Source organism: Moorena sp. SIO3B2, from assembly GCF_010692525.1.
GTDB lineage: Bacteria > Cyanobacteriota > Cyanobacteriia > Cyanobacteriales > Coleofasciculaceae > Moorena > Moorena producens.
In genome coordinates this window covers 1-7,660 of the sequence record NZ_JAAHHE010000294.1, presented here as the reverse complement: position 1 = coordinate 7,660, position 7,660 = coordinate 1, and the positions used below count along the sequence as shown (strand labels likewise).

General features: G+C 44.8%; 4 protein-coding genes and 1 pseudogene. 4 read left to right on the top strand and 1 reads right to left on the bottom strand.

What is annotated here, in order from left to right; genetic code table 11:
• The 3 genes and pseudogenes from F6K38_RS31605 to F6K38_RS31595 all read left to right on the top strand — a co-directional run.
• Positions 1-234, top strand: a pseudogene (locus F6K38_RS31605) (hypothetical protein); the annotation flags it as partial.
• 348 nt (positions 235-582) lie between these two features.
• Positions 583-1,152 carry a hypothetical protein gene (locus tag F6K38_RS31600; protein ID WP_008181216.1) on the top strand — a complete coding sequence of 190 codons (570 nt, stop codon included), beginning with the start codon at positions 583-585 and terminating at the stop codon, positions 1,150-1,152.
• An 844-nt stretch (positions 1,153-1,996) separates the two neighbouring features.
• Positions 1,997-2,209 (top strand): hypothetical protein, encoded by a 213-nt coding sequence (locus F6K38_RS31595; protein WP_044492472.1) that lies wholly within the window; start codon positions 1,997-1,999, stop codon positions 2,207-2,209.
• Positions 2,210-2,708: 499 nt separating this feature from the next.
• Here the strand turns inward: F6K38_RS31595 and F6K38_RS31590 are convergent, their stop codons facing one another.
• Positions 2,709-4,778 (bottom strand): elongation factor G, encoded by a 2,070-nt coding sequence (locus F6K38_RS31590; protein WP_008181210.1) that lies wholly within the window; start codon positions 4,776-4,778, stop codon positions 2,709-2,711.
• Between the two features lie 374 nt (positions 4,779-5,152).
• On the opposite strand from F6K38_RS31590, the gene F6K38_RS31585 reads away from it, so the two are divergent.
• Positions 5,153-6,166, top strand: a complete 1,014-nt coding sequence (locus F6K38_RS31585) for a tetratricopeptide repeat protein (protein ID WP_008181208.1) — start codon at positions 5,153-5,155, stop codon at positions 6,164-6,166.
• Positions 6,167-7,660 lie beyond the last annotated feature (1,494 nt).

The window sequence follows — 7,660 nt, the reverse complement described above, 5'->3', positions numbered from 1 at the left end:
GCCATTCAGGAATTAGAGCGATTACGTGAGGCCGGAGCAAAGAAGATAGTTTTTGCCTGGTCCGCCTTTTGGTGGTTAGAACATTATGCCCAGTTTTATGACTATCTTTGTTCAAATTTAACCTGTATGTACCAAAGTGAATTGATTGTCGTGTTTGACCTCAAACCCAGAATAAAGAATCAGTGGCTTGATGAGAGAGTAAACCCAGCACTTGATAGGGGAATATCATCTTGAAATTTTAAATTTTGGAAAAGCAACTTGATTTTATAATTAATAAATGTTATGATTAATATATTTTCTACTTAGTGTAGCTTAAATGCTTTTCTAAGAGTTCTAATGTCAAGCATTGTTGTCTGTGGCTATATGATCCGACATCCAGTTGCCGGAAATATACTCGCCTATTTTCATTATTTATTGGGTCTGAATCGCTTGGGATACGATGTCCTCTAGCTGGAGGAGAGCGGTTGGCTCCTATCTTGTTATGACCCGGTCACCCGCGATTACAGTGACGAGCCAAAGGCCGGTCTGCGTATAGTACAGAAGTTAATAAACAGCTATGGCGCAGATGTTACGGCGTGCTACGTGAATCGTGATACAGGAACTGTCTATGGTGCAGAGTGGGAAGAAGTGAAGCGAATACTGGGAGCCGCTGATCTGCTGTTGAATATCGGTGGGGTTTGCTGGTTACCCGAGTTCCGTATCTGTAAGCGCCGGGTATTAATTGATATGGATCCATTCTTTACCCAAATTGGAAAGTTCGCTGTGGAGGGGCGCAATGACTATCACCTCTACTTTAGCTATGGTACTAACATCGGACACTCCGATTGTAAGATTCCAACTGATGGCCAAGACTGGTTGCCTATCGTCCCTCCAGTGGTGCCAGAACTATGGCAAAACTCTGCATCCACTCCAGAACTGGCAGATGCCGCCTTCACTACCATTGCTAACTGGAGTGCCTATGGTGATGTCGTTTACCGAGGGGAGCCGTATGGGCAGAAAGATCAGGAATTCATGCGCCTACTGGAATTGCCTAGCCGCTGCTCGCAAAAACTCGAATTAGCGATCTCAGGCCATGATTCAGAGATTGTGACTGAAGTTCCCCCGTTCGTTTATACTACTATGCCATTGAAAGGCTCTCCCCATAAGGGATAAGCGTGATTGAGCCTTGAAATTGTGTACCCATGTTGGTTCTTGAAGTGTGTCGGGAATTGGAATATAATGCAACTATAGGCACTGGTTGCATTTTTATTTGATATCATCTCCGGTTGAATACTTACACGCTTGGCCGAATCGAAGGCAGAAGGCAGAAGGCAGAAGGCAGAAGTAAAGGAGTAAGGTTTCATCGGAGATGGTTTTTGATTACTAATTATCCGGACATGATATGAGAACCAAATCGCTTCTTGATGCAGTCGCTCATGAGGCAAACCACGCCAGTTGCTCATGGTTTGTTCGCGAAGCGTCGCCTTTGGCGATAGTTACCGTAAGAGAGTGGAGCCTTATTAAAAAATATTTAACCCTTTTCTGCATAACCTGCTGACATTAAAGGCTCCACTCTCTAAGGTTTCGTCTCCGGGGGAACCCCCAAGACCGCACTGCCTCCCCAAGACCGCGCTGCATCGCTTCATAGCCCTTCAGTTGAACGTTGTGAGCATTCTGAATAAGACTGTACCCAGTAGCAGTAAGTACATCATAATCTAGAAACACCACAGAGATTGGGATTGAGGTTTCGAGTAGTTCAAACTTTGGGGGAACTTCAGTCTTGAGGTGAATCAAACGAACCCCAAGGTTGGAAAATTTAGGTCAGTATCCGAAAATCCCATTCTCAATCGTGTAGTCTCTAGGAGAATAATCTGGGATCAAGTTCTGCTAATTGGCAGTGTTGGATGGTCAGCACCCCCCTCTTGCCTAGACGGGGCGACCTGACTCAACTGCTATGTTTTCCATAACCCTGATGCTAGGTTAGGTAATTATGGCGGAAAATGTTGAGGTAATAATTATGATTATCCCATTATCGATAACTTTGATGATCGCCTCAGTAGCCATTTACCTTTGCGTTAAGACTACTGAAGAAATCGTCAAAGTGGCTGCAGCTATAACAGCCTTACTGTGTCTGTTTGTCAGCCTATTTTTTGTTCCTTGGCCAATCAAACTACTGATTTTGATAGTTCCCTTTATTTTTGAAAAACTCCAGCGGATAGCCTATCGCTAGGGATTAGGAATGATTGCTTTAGGCTTTAAGTAATAAAATCATTAACGATTAACTATTAACCATTAACCATTAACCTAACCCCTAACAGGGTAAGCATATGCGCTACGCCCAGGCTACGCCAACAGCTATCAGCGTGTCGCGTATCAGCTTTGGGTCTGTGGCCACGCTACCGGAACAGATTATCCCCATAGCGCAGGCTGTCTTGATGCAATAGCGAGTGGTTTGTTCGCGAAGCGTCGCCTTTGGCGATAGTTACCGTAAGACAGGCTCGCCTTAATCAATAAGTTTTAACCATGCATCTGCATAGCCTACCAACCATAAAGGCGAGCCTGTCTAAGGTTTCGTTTCCGGGGGAAACCACGGCAGTCGCTCATGGGGGGGACCCCCAAGACCGCGCTGCCTCCCCAAGACCGCGCTGCATCGCTACTTGAGGTGCTTTTGAATAAAATAAGCTGACGGCATTAGGCTGACGGCTGAATGCTTACCTAACAGGATTAACCTAGCTCTTACCATTACCATTTCCATTGCCAGCGGTGGCCAGCACCCGATCAGCTAGCTTACCTGGCACTTCCTGGAGATGGTCATAGGTCCAATTAAAGAAACCGATCCCTAGAGTAAGCGATCGCAATTCCATGATCAAGTTTTGCATTTCTGCCTGGGGGATATAGCCAGAGACACAATCCCATCCTGTCCAATCAGAACAGGTCTCATAGCCGAGGATTTGACCCCGATGACCGGTGATCAATTGCAGCACCTTAGAGGTAAATTCCTGAGGTGCATAGACCCCAACAGACATAATTGGCTCAAGTAACGTTGGTTCACAATTGGGCATACCACCGGTCATAGCGAGCCGTGCTGCTTGTTTAAATGCCTGTTCCGAACTATCTACCGAGTGGTAAGAGCCATTGGTGAGAGTAACAGCCACATCTACCACTGGGAAGCCTAAGGGTCCGTGGGACAAGTACTCCTTTACTCCGATCTCCACACCAGGGATATATTGCTTTGGGACGACCCCACCGACAATGCTTTCGGAGAAGTTAAACCCTTCACCCCGAGACAAGGGTTGGATATCAAGGTAGACATCACCATATTGCCCATGACCACCACTTTGGTGCTTGTAGCGCCCGTGAGAGGTAGTGGATTTGCGGATAGTTTCTTTGTAAGGCACTCGGGGTAAGTGAGTGGTCATCGGTAAGTTGTATTTGCGGCTCATCCGGTCTAGAGCAACCTGAAGATGAATATCTCCCTGTCCCCATAGGATGATTTCGTGAGTGTCTCCATGTTGTTCCCACACCAAAGATGGGTCTTCTTCCAGCAGCTTGGTTAAGGCACCACTCAGCTTAACCTCATCTTTGCGCTTCTGAGGGGTAATGGCTAACGCATAGACTGGTTTGCTTGCCTCAGCTATTGGTAATTTAATCTCTCGATTACCCGTATCAGTGGTCAGGGTGTCACCAGTTTTAATGCCCTCTAAGCGTCCCAGGGCAATGATATCACCAGCAGAGACTTGGGAAACTGACTGAGTGTGGTGACCAAACATACGGTATAAGCCTCCGGCGCGGGCACCATTAAAGACCATGCCATCGGTTAGTTTACCTTGCCAAACTCGCACTAGGGAGAGTTTTCCACCTTGGGGAGTGTAATAGGTTTTGAGTACCTGTGCCACCGTGCTTGATTCATCACCAGCAATGTCCCGACGCTCGGCGGTGGTTTCTGGGGTTGGTGCTTCCCGCAGTAGGGCATCGATCAAGGGGCGAACACCGTAATCTTGCTGAGCAACACCTATAAATACAGGTACAATCAAGTCGGCCCCCAATTCCATCTTCAGGTCTTGGACAATTTCTTCTTGGGGTGGCTCGATTTCTTCTAGTAGTTCTTCGAGGAGGTGGTCGTCAAAATCTGCTAAGGTTTCTAGTAATTCTGTGCGTGCTTGCTGTTCTGCCTCTTTCAATGACTCTGGCAGTGGGATCGGATCAGCTGGGGCATCAGGATGGTAAAGATAGGCTTGTTCGGTGACTAAATCAATAAATCCGGTGAGGTGTTCTCCCTTACCAATGGGGTATTGGTGCAGTACTAAGGGGCGAGTGGAAACGGAATTGAGGGCATCGAAGACGGACCGTAAGGAGTTACCATTAGCATCATCGGTCAACTCAAACCGATCCATTTTGTTAATAAAGACTAAGTGGGGGATTTCCCAGTCGTCGAGAAATTTGAATAAGGGTGCTAGGGTGAGGACGCGATCGCTTACTGGTTCACAAACCACGACAGCCGCATCCACACCAACTAAGGCGTTGTAGGTTTCTTGAGCAAATTCAATGGAACCGGGACAGTCTATAAAATTGAAGCAGATATCTTGATACTCGGTGCTGGCGGCAGTTACCTCCACACTCATTTGGCGTTGCCTGGCCTCGGTGGCACTATCACCGACGGTGTTGCCTTCCTTTACTGTGCCTTTGCGAGAAATCCTACCAGTAACGGACAACAAACTTTCGAGTAGAGTGGTTTTACCACTGAGATACGGACCAACAATTGCCACATTACGGGTGGCTTTACACACTTTGCCGTTCATAATTTACCCCCAAATTATTTCAATTGGACTTATGCATTGAAGCGGAGCTTGAAGGGGATGATCTGGTAGGGAGGTTAGTTGATTAAAAAGTGCCATGTCAACGGTTCTCTTACCTAATCATTCTACCTACTTATCTCCTGACTACTGGTTTATGCAGAAGTTTTGTTGAGATGGGATCAACGTTATCTGGTTGTGAGATTAACTTATTTTGGTTTGATCTAGATCGAACTTGCAATGTCTTGTAATGTAAACTACTAAAACTGTTAAGTTAGATAACTCTAGGTCACTAATTTTCAAAAAATATGAATACACGTAACAACTATAAAAAAAAATGTTTCAAAAATCTTAAGAAAAATTTGTTCCCACTCAACTTAATGTTTGTTAACACAAAAGTCACTGCCAGAGGATATTTCTGCCTAGGAGTCAGTTGGCTGTTGGTGCTGACACAGCCACTAGTTTCCCATGCCCTAGGGGTTAACCCAGATCATCTGAAGGATTCACCAGAGAGACTGAGTAGACATCATCCCCTTACTCGCCCTTACGGTTACAGTAGTAGACAAATCGCCCAGTCTCAGTATCTGCCAGCACTTAAACCAACTCAACCCGCAGCCCTTGAGCAACTTAATCAAGGACTGGCATTAATTCAACAGAGTAAGGTACTTGAAGCGATCGTGGCGTTTGAAAAGGCAGCCCAACTGAATCCCAAGCTAGCACCAGCACACTACAACTTGGGCTTAGCATTGCGGCAGGTTGGAAAATTGCAGGCATCAGCCGATGCCTTTTATCGGGCGACCCAGACTGATCCCAAATTTGCTCTAGCCTTTGCTAATTTAGGGGCTGCTCTGTTGGAAGGAAAGAATTTGTCTCAGGCACGGGAATATCTAGAAAGAGCTCTGGAACTTGACCCTAAACTGGGTGTTGCTCACTATAACATGGGTCTAGTTATGTCCCAGTTGCGAACACCCGCACAAGCGATCGCATCATTTAAACAAGCAATGGAATTTAGCCGTAATGCTCCCGAACCGGCATATCATTTGGGACTGATTTATAGGCAACAGGGCAAGCTGGAGGAAGCAAAAAAGGCGTTTGAGCAAGCGATCAAAATCAATCCCAAATACCCCGAAGCCCACTACAATATCGGGGGAATTTTATTTAATCAGAGAGATTTGGATGGTGCTCTGGCAGCTTTCCAGCAAGCAGCGGTAGCTAACTCGAACTACGCTAATGCCTATTATGGTGCTGGTGTAGTATTTCTGCGCCAAAACCGATTTAGTGATGCTCTGGAAGTCTTGCAGTATGCTAGAGACCTTTACAATAGCCAAGGTAATCCCCAGTGGGGACGTAGGGCTGAGCAGTTGATGGAGCAAGCCCGTAATTCTGGTTTTTAGTGGGGTTTGTACCATCAGAACTTGTTAGCTTTGACCCCTTTGGGGAATTAAAAATTAAAAATTAAAAATTAAAAATCTAGAAGCGATGCAGCGCGGTCTTGGGGAGGCAGCGCGGTCTTGGGGGTTCCCCCCACTCGCTATTGCCGTGGTTTCCCCCACTCGCTATTGCATCAAGACATTGAACAAATTTTGAATTAATTAATTCCGGGTACAAGCCCCCCGGGGAATTAAAAATTAAAAATTAAAAATTAAAAATCTAGAAGCGATGCAGCGCGGTCTTGGGGAGGCAGCGCGGTCTTGGGGGTTCCCCCCACTCGCTATTGCCGTGGTTTCCCCCACTCGCTATTGCATCAAGACATTGAACAAATTTTGAATTAATTAATTCCGGGTACAAGCCCCCCGGGGAATTAAAAATTAAAAATTAAAAATTAAAAATCTAGAATTGTCCGAATCATTTTGAATTAATAATTTTGAACTTTGAATTGGAGCGTTCGCGCAGCGTGACCTACGGTCAAGCGACTTGACGACTCCCCACAGATAAATCGGGAGCGTTGCATCTGTAGGGGGATGATTGATCGAGATGGGGAAGATGGGGAAGAATCCACCCATCCTCCTGTTGATGTTTATCACGTTTTTATTAGGATTTCTATATCAGTTGTTTTTTGCTTTTTTTGATGGCAGGCTTAACCGAATATTTTTAATTATTAATAAAATTATTACTATAAATAAACTAACTATTTATTTATAGTAATAAAAGCAACCCTATTGTCAGTATTTTTTACGGATTTATTAGTAGTGGTATTTTACTGATTATTATAATAATTTCATAGATAATTTTTTATATTTTAAAAACAAATAAAAAATTATCATATCACATTTTAATTTAACTTATAGGGCTACAAAAATTAAAAAGCTTAAAATGGATTGTCCTTTATATGGAAAACTTTAGGTATTTTACCGGCTAATACTAGTCTAGCTTGAATTTTTAGCCGATTATTAAAAGTGGAGTAACCTTGGGAGACCTTGAGTTTAGTGGATAAGACGGGGTAGGGACGGTTAGCCTAATTGAGACATTATCAAAACCCGATTCCTACTCCCCACTGCACTCTCCTGCAATTACAGTTAAGACTACAGCATACTATAACTGATAAAATTTAGCCACACTCAATACAAAAAACCCCTGATGGGCGGTTGGGTGCCCCAGGGGGATGCAGCAAAAGGTTAAAACTACCATATACAACAGTAATCGGAAATGACAGTAAACCGTATCCGCAAAATCTCGGAAATCTCTGAGCCACTCGCAATAGTGGCCTACGAATAATTACGTAGTTGCCTTATCCATGGTTACTATAGGGTTCTTGTCTACTAATATTCACAGCCATCTGACAAACCAGTAACTTGGGTCGAACTAGGGAACTGGCTCCTATTCCACACCTAGTTCAGGGAAGGTCAACGGAATTGAGTTGCCTTGAGGGCAAATCCGACTCGAAGGGC

Bases quoted from the DNA above. Each gene is read 5' to 3' on its own strand.
- F6K38_RS31595 (WP_044492472.1), top strand. From the start codon at position 1,997: ATGATTATCCCATTATCGATAACTTTGATGATCGCCTCAGTAGCCATT.
- F6K38_RS31585 (WP_008181208.1), top strand. From the start codon at position 5,153: ATGTTTGTTAACACAAAAGTCACTGCCAGAGGATATTTCTGCCTAGGA.
- F6K38_RS31590 (WP_008181210.1), bottom strand. From the start codon at position 4,778: ATGAACGGCAAAGTGTGTAAAGCCACCCGTAATGTGGCAATTGTTGGT.